The organism is Streptomyces sp. NPDC002088 (genome assembly GCF_040296605.1).
In the GTDB taxonomy this organism is placed as follows: Bacteria; Actinomycetota; Actinomycetes; order Streptomycetales; family Streptomycetaceae; genus Streptomyces.
Genome location: NZ_JBEOXO010000021.1, coordinates 90,919 through 116,933, shown reverse-complemented (window position 1 = coordinate 116,933; position 26,015 = coordinate 90,919). Strand labels below are relative to the sequence as shown.

At 71.0% G+C, this 26,015-nt stretch carries 24 protein-coding genes; 15 read left to right on the top strand and 9 right to left on the bottom strand.

Annotated elements, in window-relative coordinates; all coding sequences use genetic code 11:
- Positions 1-71 precede the first annotated feature (71 nt).
- From ABT114_RS35280 to ABT114_RS35265, 4 genes are all read left to right on the top strand, one after another.
- Positions 72-3,275 carry a tetratricopeptide repeat protein gene (locus ABT114_RS35280; protein WP_351147030.1) on the top strand — a complete coding sequence of 1,068 codons (3,204 nt, stop codon included), beginning with the start codon at positions 72-74 and terminating at the stop codon, positions 3,273-3,275.
- Positions 3,276-3,478: 203 nt separating this feature from the next.
- The gene (locus ABT114_RS35275) at positions 3,479-6,202 is read left to right on the top strand and encodes an AAA family ATPase (protein ID WP_351147029.1); all 2,724 of its coding nucleotides are present in this window, start codon (positions 3,479-3,481) and stop codon (positions 6,200-6,202) included.
- Positions 6,203-6,207: 5 nt separating this feature from the next.
- Complete coding sequence (locus ABT114_RS35270; protein WP_351147027.1) at positions 6,208-7,539, top strand: CHAT domain-containing protein; 1,332 nt, start codon at positions 6,208-6,210, stop codon at positions 7,537-7,539.
- A gap of 17 nt (positions 7,540-7,556) precedes the next feature.
- A complete protein-coding gene (locus ABT114_RS35265) occupies positions 7,557-8,525 on the top strand; it encodes a hypothetical protein (protein ID WP_351147025.1) in 969 nt (322 codons plus the stop codon).
- A gap of 75 nt (positions 8,526-8,600) precedes the next feature.
- Here the strand turns inward: ABT114_RS35265 and ABT114_RS35260 are convergent, their stop codons facing one another.
- Together ABT114_RS35260 and mca are read right to left on the bottom strand one after the other, a co-directional pair.
- Positions 8,601-8,855, bottom strand: coding sequence for a hypothetical protein (locus ABT114_RS35260; protein WP_351147023.1), 255 nt, complete (start codon positions 8,853-8,855; stop codon positions 8,601-8,603).
- Positions 8,848-9,708: a mycothiol conjugate amidase Mca gene (mca, locus tag ABT114_RS35255; protein WP_351147172.1), complete on the bottom strand. Its 861-nt coding sequence runs from the start codon at positions 9,706-9,708 to the stop codon at positions 8,848-8,850. The genes ABT114_RS35260 and mca overlap by 8 nt, the downstream gene beginning before the upstream one ends.
- 234 nt (positions 9,709-9,942) lie before the next feature.
- On the opposite strand from mca, the gene ABT114_RS35250 reads away from it, so the two are divergent.
- Positions 9,943-10,341, top strand: coding sequence for a DUF4307 domain-containing protein (locus ABT114_RS35250; protein WP_351147022.1), 399 nt, complete (start codon positions 9,943-9,945; stop codon positions 10,339-10,341).
- A gap of 198 nt (positions 10,342-10,539) precedes the next feature.
- Positions 10,540-11,040 (top strand): transcription elongation factor GreA, encoded by a 501-nt coding sequence (greA, locus tag ABT114_RS35245; RefSeq protein WP_351147020.1) that lies wholly within the window; start codon positions 10,540-10,542, stop codon positions 11,038-11,040.
- Between the two features lie 150 nt (positions 11,041-11,190).
- On the opposite strand, the gene ilvA is transcribed toward greA, so the two are convergent.
- Positions 11,191-12,420 carry a threonine ammonia-lyase gene (gene ilvA / locus ABT114_RS35240; protein WP_351147018.1) on the bottom strand — a complete coding sequence of 410 codons (1,230 nt, stop codon included), beginning with the start codon at positions 12,418-12,420 and terminating at the stop codon, positions 11,191-11,193.
- 163 nt (positions 12,421-12,583) lie between these two features.
- Here ilvA and ABT114_RS35235 point away from each other — a divergent pair, with 163 nt between their 5' ends.
- The 3 genes from ABT114_RS35235 (at position 12,584) to ABT114_RS35225 (ending at position 14,113) form a co-directional block, all read left to right on the top strand.
- Positions 12,584-13,090 (top strand): MarR family winged helix-turn-helix transcriptional regulator, encoded by a 507-nt coding sequence (locus tag ABT114_RS35235; RefSeq protein WP_351147170.1) that lies wholly within the window; start codon positions 12,584-12,586, stop codon positions 13,088-13,090.
- Positions 13,091-13,277: 187 nt separating this feature from the next.
- Positions 13,278-13,790 carry a sigma factor-like helix-turn-helix DNA-binding protein gene (locus ABT114_RS35230; RefSeq protein ID WP_351147016.1) on the top strand — a complete coding sequence of 171 codons (513 nt, stop codon included), beginning with the start codon at positions 13,278-13,280 and terminating at the stop codon, positions 13,788-13,790.
- 74 nt (positions 13,791-13,864) lie between these two features.
- Positions 13,865-14,113: a hypothetical protein gene (locus tag ABT114_RS35225; RefSeq protein ID WP_351147014.1), complete on the top strand. Its 249-nt coding sequence runs from the start codon at positions 13,865-13,867 to the stop codon at positions 14,111-14,113.
- Positions 14,114-14,144: 31 nt separating this feature from the next.
- Here ABT114_RS35225 and ABT114_RS35220 read toward each other — a convergent pair whose 3' ends face one another.
- Positions 14,145-15,299 (bottom strand): cystathionine gamma-synthase, encoded by a 1,155-nt coding sequence (locus ABT114_RS35220; RefSeq protein ID WP_351147012.1) that lies wholly within the window; start codon positions 15,297-15,299, stop codon positions 14,145-14,147.
- Between the two features lie 164 nt (positions 15,300-15,463).
- Between ABT114_RS35220 and ABT114_RS35215 the strand changes: the two genes are divergently transcribed.
- Positions 15,464-16,582, top strand: coding sequence for a hypothetical protein (locus ABT114_RS35215; RefSeq protein WP_351147010.1), 1,119 nt, complete (start codon positions 15,464-15,466; stop codon positions 16,580-16,582).
- A 173-nt stretch (positions 16,583-16,755) separates the two neighbouring features.
- Here ABT114_RS35215 and msrA read toward each other — a convergent pair whose 3' ends face one another.
- Positions 16,756-17,268, bottom strand: coding sequence for a peptide-methionine (S)-S-oxide reductase MsrA (gene msrA, locus ABT114_RS35210; protein ID WP_351147008.1), 513 nt, complete (start codon positions 17,266-17,268; stop codon positions 16,756-16,758).
- A 208-nt stretch (positions 17,269-17,476) separates the two neighbouring features.
- On the opposite strand from msrA, the gene ABT114_RS35205 reads away from it, so the two are divergent.
- Positions 17,477-18,070, top strand: coding sequence for a DUF4291 domain-containing protein (locus ABT114_RS35205; protein ID WP_351147007.1), 594 nt, complete (start codon positions 17,477-17,479; stop codon positions 18,068-18,070).
- Between the two features lie 245 nt (positions 18,071-18,315).
- On the opposite strand, the gene ABT114_RS35200 is transcribed toward ABT114_RS35205, so the two are convergent.
- Positions 18,316-18,924: a flavin reductase family protein gene (locus ABT114_RS35200; protein ID WP_351147005.1), complete on the bottom strand. Its 609-nt coding sequence runs from the start codon at positions 18,922-18,924 to the stop codon at positions 18,316-18,318.
- A 433-nt stretch (positions 18,925-19,357) separates the two neighbouring features.
- Between ABT114_RS35200 and ABT114_RS35195 the strand changes: the two genes are divergently transcribed.
- The gene (locus tag ABT114_RS35195) at positions 19,358-20,884 is read left to right on the top strand and encodes an alpha/beta hydrolase (protein WP_351147168.1); all 1,527 of its coding nucleotides are present in this window, start codon (positions 19,358-19,360) and stop codon (positions 20,882-20,884) included.
- A gap of 346 nt (positions 20,885-21,230) precedes the next feature.
- Complete coding sequence (locus tag ABT114_RS35190) at positions 21,231-21,956, top strand: hypothetical protein (RefSeq protein WP_351147003.1); 726 nt, start codon at positions 21,231-21,233, stop codon at positions 21,954-21,956.
- A 54-nt stretch (positions 21,957-22,010) separates the two neighbouring features.
- Here ABT114_RS35190 and ABT114_RS35185 read toward each other — a convergent pair whose 3' ends face one another.
- Positions 22,011-22,394, bottom strand: a complete 384-nt coding sequence (locus ABT114_RS35185) for a VOC family protein (RefSeq protein WP_351147001.1) — start codon at positions 22,392-22,394, stop codon at positions 22,011-22,013.
- 106 nt (positions 22,395-22,500) lie between these two features.
- Between ABT114_RS35185 and ABT114_RS35180 the strand changes: the two genes are divergently transcribed.
- Complete coding sequence (locus tag ABT114_RS35180) at positions 22,501-22,962, top strand: iron chelate uptake ABC transporter family permease subunit (RefSeq protein ID WP_351147166.1); 462 nt, start codon at positions 22,501-22,503, stop codon at positions 22,960-22,962.
- A 39-nt stretch (positions 22,963-23,001) separates the two neighbouring features.
- On the opposite strand, the gene ABT114_RS35175 is transcribed toward ABT114_RS35180, so the two are convergent.
- Entirely contained in the window at positions 23,002-24,042 is a 1,041-nt protein-coding gene (locus tag ABT114_RS35175; RefSeq protein ID WP_351146999.1) for an NAD(P)-dependent alcohol dehydrogenase, read from the bottom strand.
- 180 nt (positions 24,043-24,222) lie between these two features.
- Here ABT114_RS35175 and ABT114_RS35170 point away from each other — a divergent pair, with 180 nt between their 5' ends.
- Complete coding sequence (locus tag ABT114_RS35170; RefSeq protein WP_351146997.1) at positions 24,223-25,161, top strand: MmyB family transcriptional regulator; 939 nt, start codon at positions 24,223-24,225, stop codon at positions 25,159-25,161.
- Between the two features lie 16 nt (positions 25,162-25,177).
- Here the strand turns inward: ABT114_RS35170 and ABT114_RS35165 are convergent, their stop codons facing one another.
- A complete protein-coding gene (locus ABT114_RS35165; protein WP_351146996.1) occupies positions 25,178-25,948 on the bottom strand; it encodes a group II truncated hemoglobin in 771 nt (256 codons plus the stop codon).
- Between the last annotated feature and the right edge of the window lie 67 nt (positions 25,949-26,015).

The window sequence follows — 26,015 nt, the reverse complement described above, 5'->3', positions numbered from 1 at the left end:
CTCCCCTCCACTCCGCATCCGCCGCACACTTGGCCAAGAGGAACACCGTCGCCGCCGGAGGGGGACCTGGCATGCGGGACAGTCACAGGGCGGAGGCCGAGCGGTTGATCGCTCGGGCCGTCGAGGAGGAGGTGCGGCGGTCGGGCGGCCGTACCGACGGGCAGGCGCTCGGGACGCGGGCGCTCGCCGCGCTGGACGCCATGGCGCAGACGGCCGCCGAGGAGTACGGGGCGTATACGCGCGCGCTCGACGAGGCGGAGGCCGGCACGCTCAGCTTCGGCCAGCGCTACGCACGGGAGGGTGGCAAAACTCCCCTGTTGGTGGCCGCCGTCGCCGCGGTCGCCGCCGCCGTCGCCGACCTGGCCCTCGGCACCGATGCGGGCACGGCGCTGGGCGCGGGGGTCGCCGTGGGAGTCGTCGGCGCGGCGGCCACGGTCGTGAAGGTGGCCGGCTCTCATCTGCCCGCCGCGCATCACCGGGCGGGAGCCGTAGGCCAGCCCGGTGGCCCGGAGCAGCTGCGGTTGCAGTGGCTGACGGCGCTGGAGGTGCGCGGGATCCGCCCGTTCCTGGACCAGCAGCGGGTGCTGAGCGCGTCCACCGGTCCGAAGGCGACGGGGCCGCAGCTGCGCGGCGCGGACAAGAGCGCGGCCGCGCGGGGGCGGAGTGTGCTGGAGCAGTCCTTCGGGCAACTCCCGGAGCCTGTGGGGCCGTTCGCGGGGCGGCGGGCGGAAATGGCGCGGATCCGGCAGTGGGTGCAGGCGGCCCGCGCGAGCACGGAGACCCGGCCGGCGGTCGTCGTCCTGCACGGAGCGCCCGGCAGCGGTCGTACGACCCTCGCGGTCCGTGCCGCCCACGACCTGCGAGACCAGTTCCGGGGTGCGTGCGTGGTCGATCTGCGCGGCGCCAGCCCGGAGGAGCCGCCGCTGCCCACCCGCGACGCGCTGCTGCACCTGCTGAACCGGCTCGGCGCGCCCCGCGAGCAGCTGCTGTTCCGGGAGCGCTCCTCCGCCGAGCAGCAGGTCAAGCGGTTGAGCGAGCTGTACCACCAGCACCTGACCGGGCTGCCGGTCACCGTGGTCCTGGACGACGCCTCGGACCCCGAGCAGGTCCGCACCCTCGTCCCCGAGCGCTCCGACAGCCTGGTCCTGGTCACCGCGCGGGAGCCCCTCGACCTGCCGGCCGACCTCCCGGCCTGGGTGCACCAGCTTCCGGTGCGGGCCCTGGAGGCGGCGGGCGCGGAGGAGCTGCTGGACGCGGCCGCGCAGGACAGTTCGGGGCCGTACGACGCCGAATCGGCGGATCGGATACGGGAGTTGTGCGGTGCGTTGCCGCTGGCGCTGCGCATCGCGGGCTCCGCGCTCGGCCCGCGTTCGCCCCGGCAGCTCGCCACCGATCTGGACGCGTACGGCCCGGTCGAGCCGGTCGAGCGGGTGCTCTGGCTGCGCTACACCGACCAGGCGGACCCGGCCCGGCGGCTGCTGAGAAGGCTCGCCCTGGCGGGCCGGGCCTCGCTCGGCGCGGCGGCCGCCGCCGCGCTGCTGGCCACCGACCAGCAGGAGGCGACCCGGCACCTGGCCGCACTGGCCCGGGCGGGCCTGATCGACCACGTGCGGGGCGACCGCTACCGCCTGCACGACCTGGTCCGCGCCTTCGCGCAGGCCCGCCTCCTCGACGAGGAGGAGCCGGCCGAGCGCACGGCCGCGCAGGAACGACTGATCGCGAGCTACGCCGACCTCGCCGACTCGGTGCTGCGGCTGGTCGACGGCAACATGTCGACCCGCTCGGACCGGTTCAGCCCGCACGGCTTCACCTCCCTCGACGAGGCGCTGCGCTGGCTGGACGACGAGTCGAGCTTCATCACGGCGACCCTGCGGCAGGCGGAGGGCGTGGACCAGGCGGCCGTGCTGAACCTGCTCGGCGCGCTGTGCGACTACTGCCTGCTGCGCGGCGACCTCTACCGCCTCGGCGAGATCAGCGAACTGGCCCAGGCCGTCGACCAGGGCCTGCTGGTCCGCTCGGTGCAGTGGCGCACGGGCATCGCGGCCCGCCATCTGGGCGAGCTCGACAAGGCACGCACGACGCTCGCCTCCGTGGTCGACCTCTATATGGAGGCCCACCACGACGCGGGCGCCGCCCGCGCCCTGTGCTCGCTGGGCATCACGCTGCACCACCAGGGCAACCTGACGGAGGCGGAAGCGAAGCTGAGGGAGGCCCTGGACCTCCAGGCTGCCCCCCAACTGGCGACGGACCGCGCCTGGACGATGCACGCGCTGGCCGCCGTCCAACGGGACCGCGGCCGCGTCGCCGAGGCCCTGGACCTGCTGTCCCGCTCCCTGGTACTGCACCGCGAGGGCGGTTCGGTGCACGGCGAGGCGTGGGCCCACTTCCAGCTCGGCCAGCTGAGCCTGCGCATGGGCGATCCGGCGCGTGCGGAGGCGGAGTTGCGCGAGGCCCTCGACCTGTACGGCCGTACCCGCGACGCCCGGGGCGAGGCCTGGGCGCTGACCCAGCTGGCCCGGGCCCGGCTGGTGGCCGGCGACCCGTCGCCGGCGGTGGACGGCCTGCGCGGGGCGGCGGCCCGGCACCGCGACAACGAGGACGCGCGCGGCGAGGCCTGGACCCTCTACTACCTGGGCCAGGCCCTGGAGGAGACGGGCGACCTGGACCGCGCGGTCCGCGAACTGGAACGCTCCCGCACGATGTTCTCCCGCATGCGCGACGTCTACGGCCTGGCGTGCGCCCGCCACCACTCGGCGCGCGTGACCCGGGACCAGCGCGCCGCCCAGACGGGCTCGCTGCGCAACTCCGGCTTCGCCCGCCAGCTGCTGATGGACGCCCGCGCCGACTTCCAGCGCATCGGCGTCGTCCACGGCGAGGCCTGGACCTGTCTGGAGCTGGCGGTCGTCGACGCGGGCAACACCCGTACCCAGCAGGCCCTGGCCCTGTGCGACGAGGCCGCGGCTCTGTTCGCCTCGTACGGCGACCGCCGCGGCGCCGACTGGGCCGGCTTCCTGCGCTGCACCCTGCTGCCGTACGCCGCCCCCGGCGGCGTCGAGATCGGCACCGCGGTGGCCCAGGAGGAACTGGCCCAGCTGACCCGCTCCGGCCATCCCCTGCGGGACGAGAAGCTGACCGACTACGTGGAGGCGTACCGGCTCCTGCTGGAGCGAGGCGTCACCCTGGAGACGGGCTGGCAGGCCTGGCGCCTGGGGATGGTGCCGAGCCGGCATGCCCGGGAGGTGATGGGGGTGGCGGTGCCGGCGGGCCACGGGTGAGGACACGTGTTCCCCTCCCCATGTGCGTCGCGGGCTGGGATGCTGGTTCCTCGGGCGCATGACGGCTCCGGCAAGGCCAGGCGGACCGGGGAACTGGGGGGATCGTGGACGACTTACTGCGCACACCCACACCACTGCCGGGCACACCGGAACCGTTCGTCGGACGCACGAGGGATCTCGCGGCTCTCGAGGGACACCTCGGGATGATGGAACGGCGCTACGCCTTCGACGATGGGCCTGCCCGGTACCTCCGGTCGGCACGAGTCGGAACACCCGACGCGATCGTCCTGCACGGTCCGGCCGGGGTCGGCAAGTCGGCGCTGGCCGCCAGGTTCGCCAGGTTGTTCACGCGGGCGGGCCTGAGATGGGTGCCCGTGGGCGAGACCTCCGACGCACGGACGGCGTTGCTGAGGCTGCTGGCCCAGACCGCACTGGAACGTCGGGAGATCGTCACGGCGGCACTGGACCGCGACGAACAGAGACTTGTTCAGCGGATGCTGTCCCAGCTCGCCCCCCAGACCTGGCGGCGTGGCGTGATCGTCCTCGACGCCGTTCAGCCCGATGTGGGGCTGCGGTTGCTGCCGGTGTTGCGCGAGGCGGGAACCTCGGTGCTCATCACGTCCCGGGAGAAGGACGGCTGGGAGTCCGGCCAGGTACAGCTCCATGAGGTCCGCCCACTGGGACGGAAGGCAGCCGAACAACTGGCCACGGCCGTCGCGACTCGGCAACGGCCGGGCCGCGACACCGACACCGACGCCCGACGCCGTCGGGGACTCGTCCGCGCCGCCGGGGGGATCCCCGCGCTGCTGCGGATCGCCGGCGCGATGCCGCCCGAGGTGGTCAAGGGCCCCGGGCAGCAGGTCACCGACCCGGACGAACTGGTCTCGCTCGCTCTCGCGACCGTCCCCGTCGACACGCAGGTACTGAGCACGGTCGTCGCCCAGCCGCAGGTCGCCCTCACCACGCGCATGGTCGAGGCGATGGTTCCGGCCGCCCGTGCCCCGGGCGAGATGCTGGCCACTCTGCGCACTCTGGCGGCGCGCGAGCTCGTGCGGGAGACCCGCGATGAGGTCTTCGAGGTACCGTCACCGACCGGCGACATCGCACGGCGCCTGACACCCGATGGTGCCGCGTCGGCCGCCGAGGCGACCGCCCGTCTCCGTACGGCCGCCGAGTACAGCCTGGAACTCGCCACAGCCCCGCTCTCCGGGAAAACGGCCCCTACCGGATCCGCTCCCCCTGTCGTATTCGGGACCGGCGAACTGCTCCAGGACATCGACACGTTCATGGAACTCGCCGTCGGCGCGCCCCCGCGGCAGGCGCAGTCGCTCGGCCGGGCGCTCGGCACGCTCCTTTCCGTGCGTGGAGACGCCCACCGCCTGGTCGCACTCCACTGGTCGCTGAACACTCCCGCGACCTGGCGGGCGCTGGCCGAGACGGCCTGCGCACTCGGCAGCCCGCTGCGCACGGCGCGCCTCCTCACCGAGGAGCACAACACCCCGGAGACCGGGCTCGACCGAGCCGCCGCCTGGTATCAGTCCGGACGACTGAGCGAGGCGATGGCGGTGCTGGACGAGGTTCCCGTGGCCGCCGCCGTCGACGCGGCGCGGCACCTGATGCTCCGCGGTGCGGTCACCTGCGACCTGGGCAGACCGCGTGAAGCCCTTGATCTGTTGGGTGCCGCCGTCGAAGCGCACCGATCCGCCGGCTTTCCGCGCGGACGCGGCTGGTCCCTGTTCCACCTGGCGCGCGCGCATCTGCTGCTCGGCGAGCACCAGCACGCGGGGCACGCCCTGCGGCAGGCGGACCAGGTCTTCAACACGGTCGGGGACGCCCGCGGCCGCAACTGGGTGGCCACCGAAGAGGTCCGGGTCCACCTGCTGCGCGGCGACAACGAGAAGGCGCTGTCCCTCGCCCAGCGTGCGCTCACCGCCCACCACGAGGCCGGGGACATTCGCGGGATGGGGTGGACCTGCCACTACCTCACGCTCGTCGACATCCAGGCCGGCCACGTCGACGAGGCCCAGGTCGCGCAGTGGACCGCGGGACAGCACTTCAAGGACTGCGAGGACGAGCTGGGAGCGGCCTGGGCGCGGCACCGGCTGGTCGTACTCGCCCCGGACCATGACGTCACCGAGGAACTCGGCGCCGTTCTCGCCGCGTTCGGCAGGACGGGCTGCGCCCTCGGTGTGGCCTGGACGCTGCTGGAACTGGCCCTGCGTTCGCGGGGACCGCTGTTCGCGGGGGACATGGTGAGCACGGCCGAGAAGCGCTTCCTCGAGCTGGGCGACCGGGTCGGTCTGGCGTGGGCCGCGACGATCCGCGCGAAGTACCGGTTGCGCCCTCGGTCGGCCGCGGCTTCGGCGTGGGAGCCCGCGGAGTCGCTCCTGCACCGGCTGAGGGAGGACGAGGCGGAGTTCGACCGCTCCTGGCGTCCGTCTCCCGACGGGACGTCGCACGCGAGGATCCCCTTGCGGGCTCGGGAGGTCGTCGCCCCGATGGCGCCCGACCCGTCCGATGCCCTGGCGCCCCCCGTCCCCGCCTCCCACGTCCGGCTGACCCTCCTGGACGAGAGCCCCGACGTCCACGGCAGAAGGCACATCCTGCTCCGCGTGGTCCCCGAACCCGACCACCCGTGGGCGACCGGCATCGACGAACGCCCCTGGCTCACCGCCGTCGCGGTGCCCCTCACCCATGCCACCATCGAGCCGGCCACCGCGCTGCTCCGTCCCTCCGCGAAGAGCTCCGAAGGCGCCGAGTTCGCCTTCACCCCGAACCGCCCCGGTCTGCACCGCATCCGGTTCACCATCGCACTCGAACGCACGGGCACGGTCCTGCAGCAGATCGAGACGGAGATCGACATCCTCGAGACGCACGCCGCTTCCACCCTCGCGGCTCCGCACGCGACGACGGCCCGGAGGCGATAGCAAGGATGAACACCGAGCTGCCCTTCCGTGTCGTCCAGGATCCGAGTCACGGTTTCACCCGGTTCCCCGACGAGTCGGCGCCGGCCCCGGACGTCACCGTGTGCCTGGACGTGCTCGGAGACGGACGGATCAGGGCAAGGCTGTACGGGCCCGCCGTGACCTCGGCCCCGGGCTCCGAACACCGAGTGGACCTCTTGGTGCACGCCTCGGACATCTGGGACGCCTCGGCGGACCTGTGCCGGTTGTGGAAGGAACTCCTGGTCGACTTCCGTCCCTTGACCGTGGACGGCGACCTCCCGCCGGGCGAGCCCGAGTATCCGTACGCCTCGCTCGTCGACCTGCGCTCCCGCCCGCCCGGAGAGCTGCGCGGAATCGTCGACGAACTCACGCTCGCCGGTTCGGAGTTGCTGTTCGGCACACTGCTGGGCAGCACGGACCCGCGGGTCGACCGCTTTCGCACGTATCTGGCACGGGCGTTGTCCGAGAACGAGGGCCTTCGTGTCCGTTTCGACTCGGAGCTGTACGTTCCGTGGCCGATGGTGTGCTTGCGTCCCGAGGATCTGCCGATGCCGGAGCCGGACGAAGGCCCGGCCGTGCTCTTCCGCCGGTTCCTCGGACACCGGCATCAGATCGAGCAGACGGGCGGTGCCTACCCCTGGCTCGACAGTCGTCAGGAACAGTTCGACATACCGACCGTCAGCCTGAACCACGACAAGCGGATGGACCGCAAGGGCCGCACCCGGGCCGCGGAGGTGGCCGCGGTGCTCGCCAAGGACACCCACTTCGTGGAGCGCACCGACCGGGCGCAGTTCGTCCAGGCGCTGGCGAACCCCGAACTGTGCGAGCACCTGATGTACTTCTGGTGCCACGGTCACTTCGTGCCGAACGGCACCCGGCCTGCCCGTCTGGCGTTGCGACTGACCGACGTCACGGCCATCGACGCACGGACCGTGCGCGACGGCCGGCGGCGCTTCGGGAACAACAGCCGATTCCAGCCGTTCGTCATGCTCAACGCCTGTCACGCCGGAGTTCCCCAGGGCGGGGGCGACCTGGCGTTCCTCGGCGGCGCGCTGATCCACGCGGGGGCGCGAGGGGTCCTCGGGCCGCAGATCGAGATGCCGCAGGCCTTCGCCGCCGAGTACGCCCTGGAGTTCGTGACCCGCTATCTGGGCGGAACGGAGACCGCCGGCGCCATCGCATACGACATCGCCCGCCGCTTCGCGGACGAGCTGCACAACCCGCTGGGCTTCGCATACGCCCTGCACTGCGGCATGGACACGAGCCTGGGACGCGCGGAGGCCCCTCTCGACACGGACAACCAGGAACTCACCGTATGAGCGCTGGGAGCAGTCCTGTGGCGACGGTGACTCTGGACGGAGACGGCCGACTCCTGGAGGACACTGCGACCGGCCCCCGCCCCGTGCCTGCCGACCGGCTGCTCGACCACTTCGCCGAGGAGCTCACCCCACCCGACTGGGCCACCGACCTGGTGGTCTACGCCCACGGCTGGCGGACGGACGCGGAGTCCGCCCGCGCCATGGCCGACGGCCTGCTGACGCTGGCGGCCGTCCAGTACGAGCAGCACCGGGAGGTCTATCCCGAGCTGCCGGAGTGGCAACCGTGGACGGTGGTGGTCTGCTGGCCCTCTCTGACACGGCGGACGCCCGGCGCGTACCGCCGCGTGCGCGACAGCGCCCACATCCTGAGTACGCGAGGGCACGCGGCCCGCGTCGTCGGGCGGCTGCTGGGATACCTGGACTCCCGGCGCGGCGATCCGGCCGCACCGCCGGTCCTCGCCAACCGCGACGGGCAGTACCTGCACCTGGTCGGACACTCCTTCGGCTGCCGTGTCCTGTGCGAGGCGGTGCAGTGGGCGGCCGACGAGCCGGTCACCCTCGGCTGGAGCACGCCCCGGCCACCGGACCGGCCGTTCACCGTCGACTCCATGCTGCTCTTCCAGATGGCGGCGCCACGTGACGCCTTCACGGGCCTGTTCACCGCGCTGGCCGAGGCGCCGCTGCACGGCCCCGTCGTGGCGACGTACTCCCGGCACGACCTCGCCACCGGGATCTGGCACTGGGGGGCCGAGCAGCGCGTGGGCGTCGGCCGCGCGGGCATCGGTGCCACGCCCTCACCGGTCTCCGGCATCAGGATGCGAGGCGTCGCCGACCCATATCCGCACACCGACCTCGACCATCGCTTCGTCAGCGTCGACGCCGGCGACGTGTTCGTGGACAGACGCGGCTGGTCGGGCGCCCACTCCGACCATGTGCGGCCGGAGTCGGCACATCTACTGCTGTCGCTGGCCGATCACTCCAGGTGACCCGGGGAGCCGGTGCGGGCGTCCGCCGGGTCCGCCGCGATCCCGGTCTCCGGCGACCGCTGCCGCGCCCGCGGCTCAGCCCTTCGCGGGCGAAGCCTTCCCGGCCCCCGGGGCTCCCTCGTCGGAGGCCTTCGCGTCCGGGGACTCCTTGAAGTCGACCTTGCCCATGTGCTTGCTCATGGACTTCATCAGGGCCCACACCGCCAGCGCCATCGCCGCGAAGACGATGAAGCCGAGGACGCCGGGGGTGACCTTGTTCTCGTCGACCTCCTTGGCGAGGGGAACGAGATGCGTCATTGCCAGGCTCACGCTTGCGCTCATATCAGGCATTGTCGCGGATGCCCGCAAAGAGGTCGTCCTCGGGGAGGGTCGTGTCCACGAGGGACTTCGCGAGCTCGTACTCCTCCGTGGGCCAGACCTCCTTCTGGAGCTCCATCGGAACGCGGAACCAGCCACCGTCGGGGTCGATCTGCGTGGCGTGCGCGATCAGCGCCTTGTCGCGGACCTCGAAGAAGTCGGCGCACGGGATGTGCGTGGTGAGCGTGCGCTCGGTGCGCTCGATCTCACTCCACCGCTTGAGCCAGTCCCCGTACGGCGACTCCAGGCCCCGGTCCAGCATCGCCCGGTGCAGCGCCTCGGTGCGCGGACGGTTGAAGCCCTGGTTGTAGTACAGCTTCAGCGGCTGGTAGGCCGGGCCGTACTCGCTCTCCGGGTACTTCTCGGCGTCCGCCGCGCCCTCGAACGCCACCATCGAGATCTTGTGGGTCATGATGTGGTCGGGGTGCGGGTAGCCGCCGTTCTCGTCGTAGGTGGTGATCACCTGGGGACGGAAGGAGCGGATCTGCCGCACCAGCTCGCCGGCCGCCTTGTCGACGTCCTCCAGGGCGAAGCAGCCCTCGGGAAGCGGCGGCAGCGGGTCACCCTCGGGGAGGCCGGAGTCGACGAAGCCCAGCCACTCCTGCTTGACGCCGAGGATCTCGCGGGCCTCGTCCATCTCCTTCTTGCGTACCTCGTGGATGTGCTCCTCGATGTACGTGTCGCCCTGGAGCTTCGGGTTGAGGATGGAGCCGCGTTCCCCGCCGGTGCAGGTCACGACCAGCACGTCCACCCCCTCGGACACGTACTTCGCCATGGTGGCCGCGCCCTTGCTCGACTCGTCGTCGGGGTGCGCGTGAACGGCCATCAGTCGCAGCTGGTCAGTCAAGACTCAATCCTCAGTAAGTCGGCGCCCGGTGTGAACGGGTGCAATTCAGCGGTTGTCGCCCCGCAGGGACGACGTCGAGGGGTGGCGGTCGGGCGGCGGGCGGGCGGCTTCTATAGTGACGGAATCGGGGGGCGAATAATTCCGGGGCCCCGCCCCGGAGCCCACTTTCGGAGCTTCATCCGACGCTGCCGAGGCCTTGCCGAGAGGACGATCATGAGTACGGCGAGTACGCGACTGCCCGAGGGCCGTTACGGCCGTTCCTCGGACGAGCGCGCCGACCGCACGCTCAAGGTCATCGGGGCTGTGCTCGGCGCCGCCCTGCTCGCCCTGATCGGCTTCCTCGGCTACCACTACGTCGTCCAGAACGACATCAGCGCCCAGGTGATCACCTTCGACGCCTCGGACGACGCGGTGAAGATCCATCTCGAGGTCCACAAGGACTCCGGCACCGAGGGCTACTGCACCGTGCGCTCACAGGCCGCCGACGGCTCCGAGGTGGGCCGGGCGGACTTCCGCTTCACCGGCTCCGCCACCCGCATCGACAAGGTCGTCACGCTCCGTACGACATCCCGTGGCACGACTGCCGAACTGCTCGGCTGTCACGCCGGCTGATATCGGCCGATACTGGCTGACGACGTGAACATCGTCCGGAATGCGTAGCCGCTGACCTGCGTTGACGTGATTCTGATGGCTTATGTCCTCCCCCTACGGCCACTGAATTGTTAGGCTCGTGGTTTCGCCCATCCGTGAGGGACCATTCTTCTTGGTAGGGCGATGCTTTGTATTCCCTGTACCGACGAGGAGCACCCTGTGACCCAGACCAGCGAGAACGTCACCTGGCTGACCCAGGAGGCGTACAACAAGCTCAAGGACGAGCTTGAGTACCTTACTGGTCCTGCGCGCACGGAGATCGCCGCCAAGATCGCGGCCGCGCGCGAGGAGGGCGACCTGCGCGAGAACGGCGGGTACCACGCGGCCAAGGAGGAGCAGGGCAAGCAGGAGCTCCGTGTGCGCCAGCTGACCCAGCTCCTGGAGAACGCGAAGGTCGGCGAGGCCCCCGCCTCGACGGACGGTACGGTCGCGCCCGGCATGGTCGTCACGATCGCCTTCGACGGTGACGAGGACGACACGATGACGTTCCTGCTCGCCTCACGCGAGTACGCGAGCGCCGACATCGAGACCTACTCGCCGCAGTCCCCGCTGGGTTCCGGCGTGATCGGCAACAAGGTCGGCGACGACGCGGCCTACGAGCTGCCCAACGGCAAGAAGGCCTCCGTGCGCATCCTGAAGGCCGAGCCGTACAGCGGCTGACCCCACACACATCCTGGACGGGCCCCCGGCGTCCCCGTGACGCCGGGGGCTTTGTCATGCGGCCGCCGAGCGGTACTTCCGTACCGCCGGCGTCCTCAGCACGACGAGGGCCGACCCCGCCACGATCGGGTGAACGCGGTGCCCGTGACCTCAGCCGATGACCGTGTACCCCGCCTCACGCAGGGCCCGGCCGACCTCGGCGCAGTGCTCCGTACCCTTCGTCTCCAGGTGCAGCTCGACCTCCGCCTCCGCGAGCCCGAGCCGAGGGTCGGTCCGGACGTGGCTCACGTCGAGGACATTGGCGTCAACCACCGACAACACCCCGAGCAGCGCCGCGAGGGCGCCCGGCCGGTCCGTCAGGCGCACCCGTACCGCCAGGTAGCGGCCCTGCGCGGCCATGCCGTGCCGCAGGATGCGCTGGAGCAGCAGCGGGTCGACGTTACCGCCGGACAGCAGCGCCACCACCGGGCCCTCGAAGGCCCCCGGCTCGCTCAGCAGCGCCGCGACCGGGCTCGCCCCGGCCGGCTCGACGACCAGCTTGGCCCGCTCCAGACACAGCAGCAGCGCGGTGGACAGCGCGTCCTCGCTGACCGTGCGCACCTCGTCCACCAGCTCGCCGATGATCCCGAACGGCACGTCACCGGGCCGCCCCACCTTGATGCCGTCGGCCATGGTCGCCGGGTTCGCGATCGACACCGGGTGCCCGGCCGCCAGCGAGGGCGGGTACGCCGCCGCGCCCTCCGCCTGCACACCCACGATCCGCACGTCCGGCCGCAGCGCCTTCACCGCGACCGCGATGCCCGCCGCCAGCCCGCCGCCGCCGATCCCGACGACGATCGTGCGCACCTCCGGGCACTGGTCCAGGATCTCCAGGCCCACCGTGCCCTGGCCCGCGATGATGTCGGGGTGATCGAAGGGGTGGATGAACACCGCGCCGGTCTCGGCCGCGTACTCCTGCGCGGCGGCCAGCGTCTCGTCGACCACCTGCCCGTGCAGGCGCACCTCGGCGCCGTAGTGCTGCGTCGCGCTGATCTTCGGCAGCGGAGCACCCTTGGGCATGAACACGGTGGAACGCACGCCGAGCAGCGAAGACGCCAGGGCGACGCCCTGCGCGTGGTTGCCCGCACTGGCGGCGACGACCCCGGCGGCCCGCTCCTCGGGCAGCAGCCCGGCGATACGGACGTACGCGCCGCGCAGCTTGAACGACCCGGTCCGCTGGAGGTTCTCGCACTTGAGGTGCACCGGCGCGCCCACCAGGTGCGACAGGTGCCTGCTGCCCTCCATGGCGGTCGCCCGGGCCACGCCCGTGAGCATCTTCTGGGCCCCGCGTACGTCATCCAGGGTGACCGGCGGCAAGGGGTCGGCCTTGCGGTAGTTCATGACTCAAGTCTCGCAGTTCACATGCGGGGCGCGCCGCTTGTGATCAACCACCGAGACGGGTTTCCGCAGCGCCGGTACGGCCCGCGTCCCGGCCGCGTACCCTGTCCCCCACATCCAGCACCCTTCATGAAGTGAGCCCCCGGCCATGCCCACTACACCTGAAATGTCGATGGACATGACGACCAGCGGTGACACCGGTCTTCTCGACACCCTCCAGCACGAGGTGGCGGTGTTCGCCCGCCGTGCCGAACAGACCCGGCTCGGCGGCGTCGGGCAGGTGCGCAACTCCATGGACCGCGCCGCGTACCTCCTGCTCAACCGGCTCGACAAGGAGGGCCCGATGGGCGTCAAGGCGCTCGCCGCGAGCATGGGCATCGACTCCTCGACCGTCACCCGGCAGGTGGCTCCGCTGGTCGACAGCGGCCTGGTCAAGCGCACCTCACACCCGGAGGACGGGCGCGCGGTGGTGCTCCAGCTGTCGCCGCGCGGGCTGTCGCGGCTGACGGAAGTGCGTTCGTCGAGGCGTCAGTTGATGGCCGAGCTGACCCACGACTGGGCGCCGGAGGAGCGCGAGGCGTTCTGCACGCTCCTCACGCGCTTCAACGGCGCGCTGTCCGCCCGGATGGGCACCCAGGGGATGCCGGGCGCGGAGCCGCCGTCGGCCTCCTGAGCCACGGCGCGTGGGCCGCGTTTCCCGACGGTGCGCGGCTCGCGTTTCCCGACCGTGCGCGGCTCGCGTTTCCCGACCGTGCGCGGCTCTTGACCGAAAGGCCGCCCCTGGCCTCAGATGAGATCGGGCCTCCGTCGCACACAGCGGCGGCCCGTTTCCCCAGGGTGACTGTCAGGCGGGAGGCGCGGTGCGAGAACGGCATGCGTCCCAAGGCGCCCGCCGCACCCGCGAGTTCGAGGCGTTCGTCGCGGGCGCGGGCGGGCGGCTGCTGCAGACCGCCACGCTGCTCACGGCGGAGACACCGGACGACAACCCACGCGCGCGACGCCTGCTGACGCTGGCCCTGGCCCACACGTACGCGTGCTGGGACCGGCTGCGCGGCGAGGACCCCTACGACCGCGCCCGCCAGTATCTGGCCACCCGCTTCGCGCATGGAGCGTGGCACCAGTACGGCGGTATCGGCAGCGGCCGCCGCGCCCGCCGGCACCCCGCGGGTGCCCTGGCCGTCCTCACTCCGCAGGAGCGCCTGATCCTCGTCCTGCGGTTGTACGAGGGGGTCGCGGAGGAGCAGGCCGCCGCCCTGCTGGGTCTGCCCGTCGAACGCGTCCACGCGATCTGCGACCGGGCTACGGCCACCCTCCTGCACCCGCCGCGGGACCCGGCTCCGGCGGTGGCGGGAGCGAAGGTGGCGCCGTCGTGACGGACGTGGAGTCGTGACGGACGTGGAGTCGTGACGGGCATGGAGACACGGCGGCCGAGTCGTGGGAGGTGCGGGTGAACCGGCCCGAGCGGGAGGCGGCGGCGCGGCGGATCATGGAACAAACGCCGGCCCAGATGCCACCGGACCTCTACGTCGACGCCATACGTCTCGGCGGCCGCATGCTGCGCCGCAGGACGCTCGCCCGCCGCCTGGGCTGGCTGCTGCTGTCCGCCGCGGCCCTGGCGTTCGCCGTCTGGGCGCTGACGGCCCGGCCCTGGGTGGAGCCACCCTCGGACACGACTCCACCGCTGACCGGGTGGTGAGCTCCCCCTCCGGGGGAGCTCACCCCTGGAACTAGCCCAGGGCCTGCTGGAGGTCCTCCAGCAGGTCCTCGACGTTCTCGATGCCCACGGAGAGGCGGACGAGGTCGCCGGGCACCTCGAGGGCCGAGCCGGCCGCGGAGGCGTGCGTCATGCGCCCGGGGTGCTCGATCAGCGACTCGACGCCGCCCAGGGACTCGCCGAGCGTGAACACCTTGGCGCGGTTGCAGACCTCGACCGCCGCCTCCTCGCCGCCCTCGACCTGGAACGAGACCATGCCACCGAACGCCTTCATCTGCTTCGCGGCGACCTCGTGACCGGCGTGCTCCGGCAGCCCCGGGTACAGGACGCGCGTCACGCGCGCGTGCCGGGTGAGCATGTCAGCGATCTTCGTGGCGTTCTCGCTGTGCCGGTCCATGCGCACCGACAGCGTCTTGGTGCCGCGCAGCACCAGCCAGGAGTCGAACGGCCCGGCGACCGCGCCCATCGCGTTCTGGTGGTACGCGAGCTCCTCGCCCAGCGCCGGGTCGCTGACGATCAGCGCGCCGCCGACGACGTCCGAGTGGCCGCCCATGTACTTGGTCAGGGAGTGCACCACGACATCCGCGCCGAGCGACAGCGGCTGCTGCAGGTACGGCGTGGCGAAGGTGTTGTCGACGACCAGCCTGGCACCCGCGTCACGGGCGATCTGGGCGACGGCGGCGATGTCGGTGATGCCGAGCAGCGGGTTGGAGGGGGTCTCCACCCACACGGCCTTGGTCCTCGGCGTGATGGCGGCCCGTACGGCGGCGGGATCACTGGTGTCGGCGACCGACCATTCCACCCCCCACCGGGAGACGACCTTCGCGAAGAGACGGAACGTGCCGCCGTACGCGTCGTTCGGGATGACCACGTGGTCGCCGGGGCTGAGCAGCGTACGCAACAGGCAGTCCTCGGCCGCCAGTCCGGACGCGAACGCGAGGCCGCGGCGGCCGCCCTCCAGGGCGGCGAGGTTCTCTTCGAGGGCGGTGCGGGTCGGGTTGGCGCTGCGGCTGTACTCGTAGCCGCCGCGCAGGCCGCCGACGCCGTCCTGCTTGTAGGTCGAGACCTGGTAGATCGGCGGGACGACGGCGCCGGTGAGGGGATCGGCGGTGTTGCCCGCATGGATCGCGAGGGTCTCGAAGTGCTGACTGATGTGCCTGTCGCTCATGTGCACCGAGCGTAGTGCGCTCGCGGGGCGGGTGCCGGACGGCGGGGCGCGGGAGGCCGTACTGCCGGGTTTTCCCTCAGTTCCGGGAGGGCCCGCCGCCGGGTTGTCCACAGATCCGCCGATCGGGTTGGCCAATTGTCGGTGGCGTCTGGAACGCTTGAGGCATGGAATTTCTCTGGGTCCTGATCGCGCTGGTCATGCTCGGCTTCGTACTGCTCCCGGTCGTGCGGCGCAGGCGGGGCATGATCGAGCAGGTCCCGGCCGGCCACCCCGACGCCGCCGACCCCGCGAACTACGGCTTCGTGCGGGAGGAGGAGCTGGACATCCGCATGCCCGGCCCCGACCACGACCTCCTGGACGTCCTGGACCTGGTGCAGCGCACGCAGGACTACCGGGCGGCGCAGCAACTGCTGGCCGGCACGGAGTCGGAGGGCGAGCTGCGCTGGCAGCGCGTGCAGGCCTTCGCGGGTGCGGCGTCACTGGAGCTCCAGCAGCGCCCCGGCGGGGTCAGCGAGACGCCGGGCGGACAGTGGCTGCGGGTGTGGCGGGCCGAGCAGCTCAAGGACGCGGGCGGCGCGGCGGTGCACGCCGAGTTCCTGGTGCAGCAGGCGTGGCGGACGTCGACGCCCGGGACGGACGAGTTCCGGATCATCATGGAGGAAGCGAAGGACGCCTGCGGACAGGCGGCGCTTCTGGCTCCCGGCGACCCCATCCCGTACATCATCGAACTGTCGGTGGCCCGCGGACTGGCGTATGCGCAGCCGGAGTTCGAGCAGTTGTGGCTGAAGATCCTGGACCGCGCCCCGGCGCACATGGGCGCCCACCTGGCGGCACTGCACTACTGGTGCGAGAAGTGGCACGGCTCGCGCGAGCTGGCGTACTCCTTCGCGGAGGCCGCGGCAGCCCGGGCCCCCCGGGGTTCGCTCCTGGCCGCCATGCCCCTCTTCGCGGTCTTCGAGCACCTCCCCGAGGTGAACCTGGTCAGCAGCTTCTACCAGAGCGAGGTCGTGACGAAGGCGATGCACGGCGCGCTGTTCGCGGTGCATTCGGCCCGCCCCGACGACCCGATGCTGGCGCACGTCCGTCACCTGCTCATCTTCTTCCTGGTCCGCGCCGAGCGCTGGTCGGAGGCCATGAACCAGCTGATACACGTCGACGGCCATGTGGGCGCCCTCCCGTGGACCCTGTCCGGCGATCCGGCCGCCGAGTTCGCGGTGTACCGGGCACTGGCGGTGGCGGGCTACGAGGCGAACGGCGGCAACCCGGCGACACTGCCGCACTGAGCGCCGGCACCGGAATTCACCGAAGGCCGCACAGGTGGACATGACCGGACCGGACCCCGCGTCGGCAGCCCCCTTTTTTTTGCGGGCCGCATCCGCTTTCGCCGTAGGAGGAGACCGGGAGACCGTCGGCGAAGCCTCGGCCGGACTCCGCCTTCCGCCGGGCCGCCTCGCGGTCAGCCCTCCGCGCGGGCGGGCAGCCGCCATCCGGGGCGCGGGAAGTGGCAGGTGTAGCCGTCCGGGTAACGCTGCAGGTAGTCCTGGTGCTCGGGCTCAGCCTGCCAGAAGGGCCCGACCGGCTCCACCTCGGTGACGACCTTGCCGGGCCACAGCCCGGAGGCGTCCACATCCGCGATCGTGTCCTCGGCGATCCGCTTCTGCTCGTCATCCACGTAGTAGATCGCTGAGCGGTAGCTGAGGCCGATGTCGTTGCCCTGGCGGTTCTTGGTGCTCGGGTCGTGGATCTGGAAGAAGAACTCCAGGATCGCGCGGAAGTCGGTCTTCGCGGGGTCGAAAAGGATCTCAATGGCCTCCGCGTGCGTGCCATGGTTACGGTACGTCGCGTTCGGCACGTCACCCCCCGTGTATCCGACCCGGGTCGCCGTCACGCCCGGGAGTCGGCGGATCAGCTCCTCCATCCCCCAGAAGCATCCCCCAGCCAGCACGGCCCTCTGCGTCTGCGCCGCCATTACGGCCCCTCCAATGTCTGTCAGCTCGTTCACTCGGGCTGCTCGGCTCGCACACCACCGGCATCCCATTCCCACTGGGCTCAACGCGCGAGGGTTCCAAGCGATTCCGTGCCCGTCCAACCCGCCCTGCGGCCGGCGCTCTCCGTCGCAGCGAACGGCAGTCGAAAATCAGTGGCCGCCTGAACCGGCCGACTCCACGCTGTACGCCATGGAAGAACCGCAACGCAGGATCCGTGCGGCCCACTCGGAATCCACGATCACCGTCTACCAGGCGTACTCCCCGGAGATCGGCCTGCCCGCCGCCCGAGAGGGCCGTTTCCCCGCCGTGTGGAAGCGGGACAGGATGACGTGGATCAAACCGTCGTTCCTGTGGATGATGTACCGCTGCGGCTGGGGCGCCAAGGCAGGGCAGGAGACCGTTCTCGCTGTCGAGATCACCCGAGACGGTTTCGAGTGGGCGCTGCGCCACGCCTGTCTGTCGAGCTACACCCGAGGGGTCCACCCCGACCGCGCAACCTGGCAGCGTCAGTTGAAGCGCGCGCCCACCCGTGTGCAGTGGGACCCGGAGCGGGATCTGCGCCTGCAGCCCCTGCCCTACCGGTCCCTGCAACTCGGCCTTTCCAGTGAGGCCGCACGACGCTACGCGGACGAGTGGACGGTCGCCATCCGCGATGTGACCTCACTCGCCCACGAGATCCAAGCCCTCATCAGCAGTGGGGACCTGGACTCCGCCGCCCGGCTGCTGCCCCAGGAACGCCCCTATCCCGTTGGAGACGAGCTTCTTGCCCACCTACGCGGATGACGGGCTGCTCCACCCGGCAGCCGGCTCCGGCCCATGCGTCACATGGCAGCACGGGCTCGCCGGGACGGGCGTCAAGCCAAGTGACCTGTTCGGGACTGACTCGGGAGCGTCCTGCCCGACAGGCATCGCCCCTGTTCCGATCGAGGAACAGGCACCTGCGCCCGCTTCGACGGTGTGACCTTCTGCCCTCTGCCGGACCGCGGAAAGCCTGCACGAGCGGGCGCCGGCCTCTGCCCGGACCGCGATCAGTCGGCGCCAGGCTCCTCGTAGGGGATGCGGCTCAAGTGCAGGACCGCGCCCAGAGTGCCCCATTCATCGCCGCCGAGCTTGGTGAGCGGGCGCAGCAGCTCGCTGTTGGGACGATCGTCGACGAGGTATTCCTCGTGCGCAGCGGCACGGACCACTCGTCCGAAGACCAAGGTGGAGTTGCCCATGCGGAGGGTGGTGTGTGAACGGCACTCCAGAACCACATGGGAGGAGGCCACTCTGGGAGGCCGTACGCATTTGCTGGCTTCGCGCTCGACACCCGCGGTGTCGAATTCGCTGACCGACCGAGGGAAGTCGATGGCGGTGGCGTTGATCAGCTCCAGCAGTGGTTCGGACGAGAAGTTGACGACGAATTCCCCGGTGTCCTCGACGTTACGGAGGGAGTCCTTGCGTCCGATCGAGGTGAACTGGACGATCGGGGGATCGGTGCTGGCGATGCTGAAGAAAGAGTGCGGGGCGAGGTTCTCGGTGCTTCCATCCGAGGTGATCGTGGAGACCCAGGCGATAGGCCGGGGAACAACGGCTGATGTCAGGAACCTGTAAAAGGCGGTTCTGCCCATCGTTTCAGGATCGAATTCAATGCGCATGCGTTTCAGTATTTGACCCCGACGCGCTTGGGGCATCTTCAGGCTGCGGTCCTATGTCACGCCGACGGTGCGGGCAAGGTGGTCGAACGGAACCACTGATCAGCCCCGTCCCTCGCCCGCTCGGCGCGGTCGCGCATTCGGCCTACTCGAACCACCCATTGAGCACAGCGTGTGATGGACTGATGACACAGAGCGCAGGGAGGGGTGGCACAGCCGCTGCGCGAGAGGGCCCGGCTTACGGCTCGGCGGTCGGGAGGCCGCCCGACACCGTCTGGGCGCCGGGTGACCTCGGGCCCGTCGTGAAGTCCCATCCGGCAGGCCCCCGGATCGCATGGCCGTACGAGGAGGCGTGGCGATGGTCCCTGTCCGAGACGCTGACCGAACACCCGGCATGGGCCGAATACCCAGACGGAGGCTGCGCGGCAGGGTGGCGATGCTGGGTGTCTGCGGGCTGCTGCTGACCGCCCTGTATGCCGGCTCGCCTGCCGCAACCCGCGTCGTGACGCGGTCGGCCGGGGCGGACGGCGCCGCCACCGACGCGGCCGTACCGCCGGAACTGCTGCGCTACTACCAGCAAGAGCTCCGCTGGGAGCCCTGCCCTGACACCCCTTCGTTCCAGTGCGGCACCATGAAGGTGCCCTTGGACTATGCCCATCCGAACGCGGGCGACCTTCTCCTGAAGGCCCTCCGGAAGAAGGCCACCGGGAACGGCGCCCGGATCGGCGCGCTGCTGGTCAACCCCGGCGGCCCCGGCGCATCCGCGATCGACAGCCTGGTGACCACCGCCGACAACTTCCCCTCGTCCGTGCGCGCCTCCTACGACCTGGTCGCGGTGGACCCCCGCGGCGTGGGGCACAGCACCCCCGTGGACTGCAAGACCGACACGCCCACGACGCCCATGGGGTCCGGCCGGCGCCTCTCGGCCGGCCAAGCGGAGACCGACGCCACTGTCCAAGCCTATGACGCGTACTTCAGGCAGGTCGCCGACGCGTGCGCACAGCATGCCGGGTGGCTGCTGTCCCATGTCGGCACCCTGGACACGGCTCGGGACACGGACGTGCTTCGTGCGCTCCTGGGCGATGACCGGCTGCACTACCTCGGCTACTCCTACGGCACCTACCTGGGCGCGACCTACGCCGGACTCTTCCCGGACCGGGTAGGCCGGATGGTGCTGGACGGCGCCGTCGATCCCGCTCTCGACGGGTACCGGCAGTTCCTGCAGACCGCAGCCGGCTTCCAGGTGGCCTGGAAGTCCTTCGCCGCCGACTGCGCCGCCCGCACCGACTGCCCGCTGGGCCGCTTCGTCGACGAGATCAGCCGCAGACTGGACACACTGCGGCGCGCCCTGGATCGCACCCCCCTGAAGCAGGGCAAGGACATCACCGTCAGCGGGGACGACCTCCTCAGCGCGGTCACGACGGCGCTGAGTGCTGGGACTGCCGCATGGGAGCAACTGCGCGCCGCGTTCCGGGGAGTGCTGACCGGTGACACCACCGCGCTGCAGCGCCTCCTTGGAGCCGCCGAAGACACCTCCGCCAGTGTCGGCGACGCGTTCTACGCGGTCGGGTGTCTGAGCGACCCGTTCGCCCCGCGGCTCAACCCCGCGCAGACCCGGGCGGCGCAGCCCCAGTTCCTGCGGGCCTCGCCCGAGTTCGGCGAGTTGATGGTGAAAGATCTGATGCAGTGCACCCATTGGCCGGTCCGGCCGACGCAGCCCGCGCGCCCCATCACCGCGCCAGGTGCCGCTCCGATCCTGGTCGTCGGCACCACTCGCGACCCTGCCACCCCCTACCCCTGGGCCCAGGCGCTCGCCCGCCAGCTCTCCTCCGGCCGCCTGCTCACCTACGACGGCGACGGGCACGCCGCCTACCTCATCCACGGCAGCACCTGCATCGACACCACCGTCGACCGCTATCTGACGCAAGGCCAGTTGCCACCCGTCGGCAAGGTCTGCACCTGAAAGAACCCCACCCCCGCCCGACCCCGGCATGCCGCCCCGGCATCAGGTGCTCGGCCGCACAGCAGGCCGGCTGCCGGGGGGCGGCAGTCGGCCTCTCCCGCGGGCGTTGCGTTCCACCGCGATAGCCTGGTCCGGCCACAACGTACTGAGCGGGCTGGCGCACTCCGCCGCAGGCCCTGGCCTCGACCGCACCCTGTCGGCGGAGGGAGAGCGCGGCCTTGGGTGGTAATGGATCCGTATGGATACACAATCACCCTCGGGGCCTCCGCCCGGCCCGCTTCTTCCGCCCCCGCCCCCGCCCCCTGGAAGCGAGCCGGAGCAGACTCGGAAGCCGCAGCGGAAGACGATGCTTCTGATCATCGGTGGTGCGGTCGTGGTGGTGGGGCTCGTCGGGACGGTCGTCGCATCGCTGGTGGAGGGTGGTGGCGGCGACCGGACGGTGCATTCGCCGCCGTTTGCCGTGAACTCCGCCTCCGCCTTCGCCTTCGCGGAGGCTCGCGCGGTGGCCGAACGTCTGCCTCTGAGCCCCGCGGACTGGGGCTCCGGATTCATGAAGGACAGCACGCTGTACGAGCTCAGCCCCGTGAACGAGACCGAGGCGGGGAGCGACTGCCGTTTGACGGGGAAGCTCGGTCGGCCCGGCACGCTTACCACCCTGAGGCGCTCCGTCACGAACACGGATGACGGTGTCATCGGGAATTCGGAAGCCCGTGTGTACAGGGACGCGGCCACCGCCCAGCGATATGTGGACGACGTCGCGGACAACATCCACCGCTGCCCGTCCCAGACCGACGGAAAACTGCGCTGGAGCGGTGTGCGCGAGGCCACGCCTCCTCGGCTGACCGGCTTCGACGTGCTTCTGTCGGAGGAAGGCCGGCAGGTCGCGGATATGCGAGGCCTCAAGACGGACTTTCCCTATGTCGTCCTGACCGGCCGCCTGCGCAACACCGTGATGAGCGTGTACGTCAACGGCCAGAAGGGCTCGGAACAGCAGATCCGCACATACGCCCAGGGCGGTCTCGCGCTGATGCGGTCCCGGTTGCAGGAGCCGTCCGGCACGGCAAATTCCTGACTGATCGGCGCCTTCTGACTCGCCGTCACCCCTCCTGACGCCCCCTCACCCCCGTCATCCTCCGCTCCCGTACGGCCTCGTGAGGATCTCCAGACGGTGGCCGTTCGGGTCGTCGAAGTACGCGCCCCGGCCGCCGTCGTTGTGGTTGATCTCGCCGGGGCGGCTGTGGAACGGGTCCGCCCAGTAGGTCAGGCCGGCCTCGCGGACGCGGGCGAAGATCGTGTCGAAGTCGTCCTCCGACACCAGGAAGGCGTAGTGCTGCGGCGTGACGTCCCCGTCGGTGTCCATGTAGTCGAGGGTCACGCCGTTGGGTATCGCGACCGGAGCGAAGGGGCCGTATTGCGGGCTCACTTCAAGGCCGAGGATGCGGGCGAGGAACCGGGCCGAGGCCTCTTTGTCGTGTGCGGCGACGATGGTGTGGTTCAACTGCACGGTCATCGTGTGAACCTCCTCATGACCCAACATACTCCGACGGAAAGTTAAGGTAAGCCTTGCCTTAGTTAACGATCGGAGTAGTCGTGCGTGCGGTCAACTCCTCGCCGTGATGCTGCTGTCGGCGTGCGTGGGCCAGACGTTCGTGGCGCCGGCCGACGTGTGGCGCTCGCTGCGCGGGACTCCGACGCCGTACGACCTCGTCGTCATGGAGTTGCGGGTGCCGCGGATCGTGCTCGGGGCGCTGGTGGGCGCCGCGCTGGGGCCGGCCGGGGCTCTCGTGCAGACGGTGACCCGCAATCCGCCGGCGAGTCCGGACGTGATCGGCGTGGGGCACGGGGCCGCGGCGGCGACGGTGCTCGCGCCGGCCACCGGGACCGTGAGGTCGCCGGGCGCGATGCCCGCCGTCTCCGTCGTGGGCGGGCTCGGCGCGGCGGCGCTGGTGTACGTACTGGCGTGGCGGCGGGGCATGCAGCCCAGCCGGTTCGTGCTGACCGGCGTCGGCATCGGGGGCGCGCTGTCGGCCGTCGTGCAGCTGGGGCGGGACACGGGCGGGGGCCGGGCAGCGCGGTGAGGTGAGTCGACCGGGCTGCCCGGTGAGGTGAGCCGGCTCTCAGATCGTCGCGGTGTCGATCACGAACCGGTAGCGCACATCGCTGGCGAGCACCCGCTCGTACGCCTCGTTGATCTCGGACGCGGCGATCAGCTCGATCTCGGCGCCGAAACCGTGCTCGGCGCAGAAGTCCAGCATCTCCTGGGTCTCGCGGATGCCGCCGATGCTGGAGCCGGCCAGCGTCTTGCGGCCGCCGATCACCGAGAAGAGGTTCAGGGAGATCGGCTCCTCGGGGGCGCCCACGTTCACCAGCGCGCCGTCGGACTTCAGCAGGGACAGGAACGCGCCGAAGTCCAGCGGTGCCGACACCGTCGAGACGATCAGGTCGAAGGTGCCGCGCAGCTCCTCGAAGGTCTTCGGGTCGCTGGTGGCGTAGTAGTGGTCGGCGCCCAGCTTCAGGCCGTCGTCCTTCTTGCGCAGGGACTGCGACAGCACGGTCACCTCGGCGCCGAGCGCGTGCGCGATCTTGACGCCCATGTGGCCGAGGCCGCCCATGCCGAGGATCGCGACCTTCTTGCCGGGGCCGGCGTTCCAGTGCTTGAGCGGGGAGTACAGGGTGATGCCGGCGCACAGCAGCGGCGCGGCCTCGTCGAGCTTCAGGCCGTCGGGGATGCGGACGACGAAGTTCTCGTCGACGACGACCTTCTCCGAGTAGCCGCCGTAGGTGGGCTGCCCGTCCTTGCCGACGCCGTTGTACGTCATCACGTTGCCGCCGGTGCAGTACTGCTCCAGGCCGGCCTTGCAGTTGTCGCACTCGCGGCAGGAGTCGACCATGCAGCCGACGCCCACGCGGTCGCCGACGGCGAACTTGGTGACGCCGGGGCCGACCTCGGAGACGACGCCGGCGATCTCGTGGCCGGGCACCATCGGGAAGATGGCCTCACCCCAGCCCTCGCGGGCCTGGTGGATGTCCGAGTGGCAGATGCCGGCGAACTTGATGTCGATCAGCACGTCGAACTCGCGGACCGCGCGGCGCTCGATCGTGGTGCGCTCCAGCGGCGCCTTGGCGGCGGGTGCGGCGTAAGCAGCAACGGTGGTCATGCGGGGGGTCTCCTAGCTGATGATTCTGTGCCGGCCCTGTTCGGCCGGGCACGGTACCCAGCGTGCCCGACGCGCGGACATCCACCCAGACCACGCTTCTGCCTACGACCGGTGTTCCTACTACTGGCGGGGTCAGGCTCGGGGACGTAGGACCACGGACCGGCCGTGAATACTGGACGTATGGACGTACAGCCCGAGCCCGTACAGCAGGAGGCCGAGGCGGGCGCTGCCGTGCGGCAGCCCGCCGAGGCGGGCGGTGCCCTGGACCGGCGGGCCGAGCTCAGTGAGTTTCTGCGCACGCGGCGGGCCCGGCTGAAGCCGGAGGACGTGGGCCTGCCCGCCTTCGGGCGGCACCGCAGGGTGCCCGGGCTGCGGCGCGAGGAGCTGGCGCAGCTGGCCGGGGTGTCCGTGGCGTACTACACGCGCCTGGAGCAGGGCAACGGGCGGAACGTGTCGGCGGAGGTGCTGGACTCGATCGCCCGGGCGCTGCGGCTGACCGACGCCGAGAACGCGCATCTCACGCATCTGGCGAAGCCGAAACAGCACAAGAAGAAGCCGGCGGCGCGGCAGCAGCAGGTGCGGGGCGCGCTGCGGCAGCTGCTGGACAGCATGGAAGGCATCCCGGCTTACGTCACGGGCCGACGATCGGACATCCTCGTGTGGAACCGGATGGCGGCGGCCGTGTTCGGCGACTGGTCGGAGCTGCCCGCGCAGGAGCGGAACTGGGCGCGGCTGGTGTTCCTCAGGCCCGACTACCGCGAGCTGTTCGTGGACTGGGACCAGAAGGCGACCGACATCGTGAGCTATCTGCGCATGGACGCCGGCTGCCACCCGGACGATCCGCGACTGTCGGCGCTGGTCGGCGAACTCTCCGTGAAGAGCGCGGAGTTCAGGCGGTTGTGGGCCACGCACGACGTCAAGGAGAAGAGCCACGGCACCAAGCGCCTGCGCCATCCGCTCGTCGGCGACCTCACTCTCTCCTTCGAGTCGTTCAACCTGATCGACGACAGCGAACAGAACCTGATCACCTACCACGCGGAACCGGGCTCACCGTCGGCGGAGGCCCTGCGCCTGCTGGCCAGCTGGGGCACGGACGCGACGCGCGTCCCGCAGGCCTGACCCGGCGGGGAAGCGCTCAGCCCTGATACGGCGGCGCCGCCCCCCAGTTCCACTTCGGCACCGGCTGCTCCGCCGGCGGCTTGGCGTCGGGGCCCGAGAAGTACAGGGCCAGCCTCGTGCCCCACTCCACGTAGGCGAGGAAGGCCGAACGGAACTCCGCGTCCGTCGGCAGGCCGGCCTCGTCCGCCGCGTCCTGGATGAGGTTGACCCAGCGGCGGCGCTGCGGCTCGGTGATGTGGCGACCCAGGTGCTTGGCGACCATGTGGCCGTGGCCGCCCTGGGTGGCGGAGTAGGTCTTCGGGCCGCCGAAGACCTCGGCCAGCCACAGGGCCACGTGCTCCGCGTGCTCGGGAGCCAGTCCCTCGAACAGCGGCGCCAGGCGGTCGTCCTTCACCACCCTCGCGTAGAAGGCATCCGTCAGCCGGGAGAATGCCTCGGCGCCGCCCGCCCAGTCGTACAGGCTCGGCACCGCGGAGCCCGGGCCGTGCACCGCGGTCGGCCGGTAGTGGCGCATCTCGTCGATGTTCTCGACGTACGGGCCGATCTCGGCGAAGAACGCGGGGAACAGGTCGGACGTGCGGAAGCCTTCGAGGTGGTCCTCGGTCGAGGTCCAGGTGATGCGCAGAATGTAGTGCTCGAAGTCCTCCTCGCAGCGGCTCAGCTCGTAGTCGACGCAGTGCGGGGACGCCGCGAGGTAGGGCGCGGCACGGGTGTAGGCGGCCAGGAACTCCGCCGAGCGGTCTTCGGGGATGCGGTACCGGATGTATTCGGCTGTGTGGACCGTCATGGCCTCACGGAAACACGGACGACCCGCCGGAAGCTGCTGTTCCGGCGGGCGGATCGCTCATGTCAGC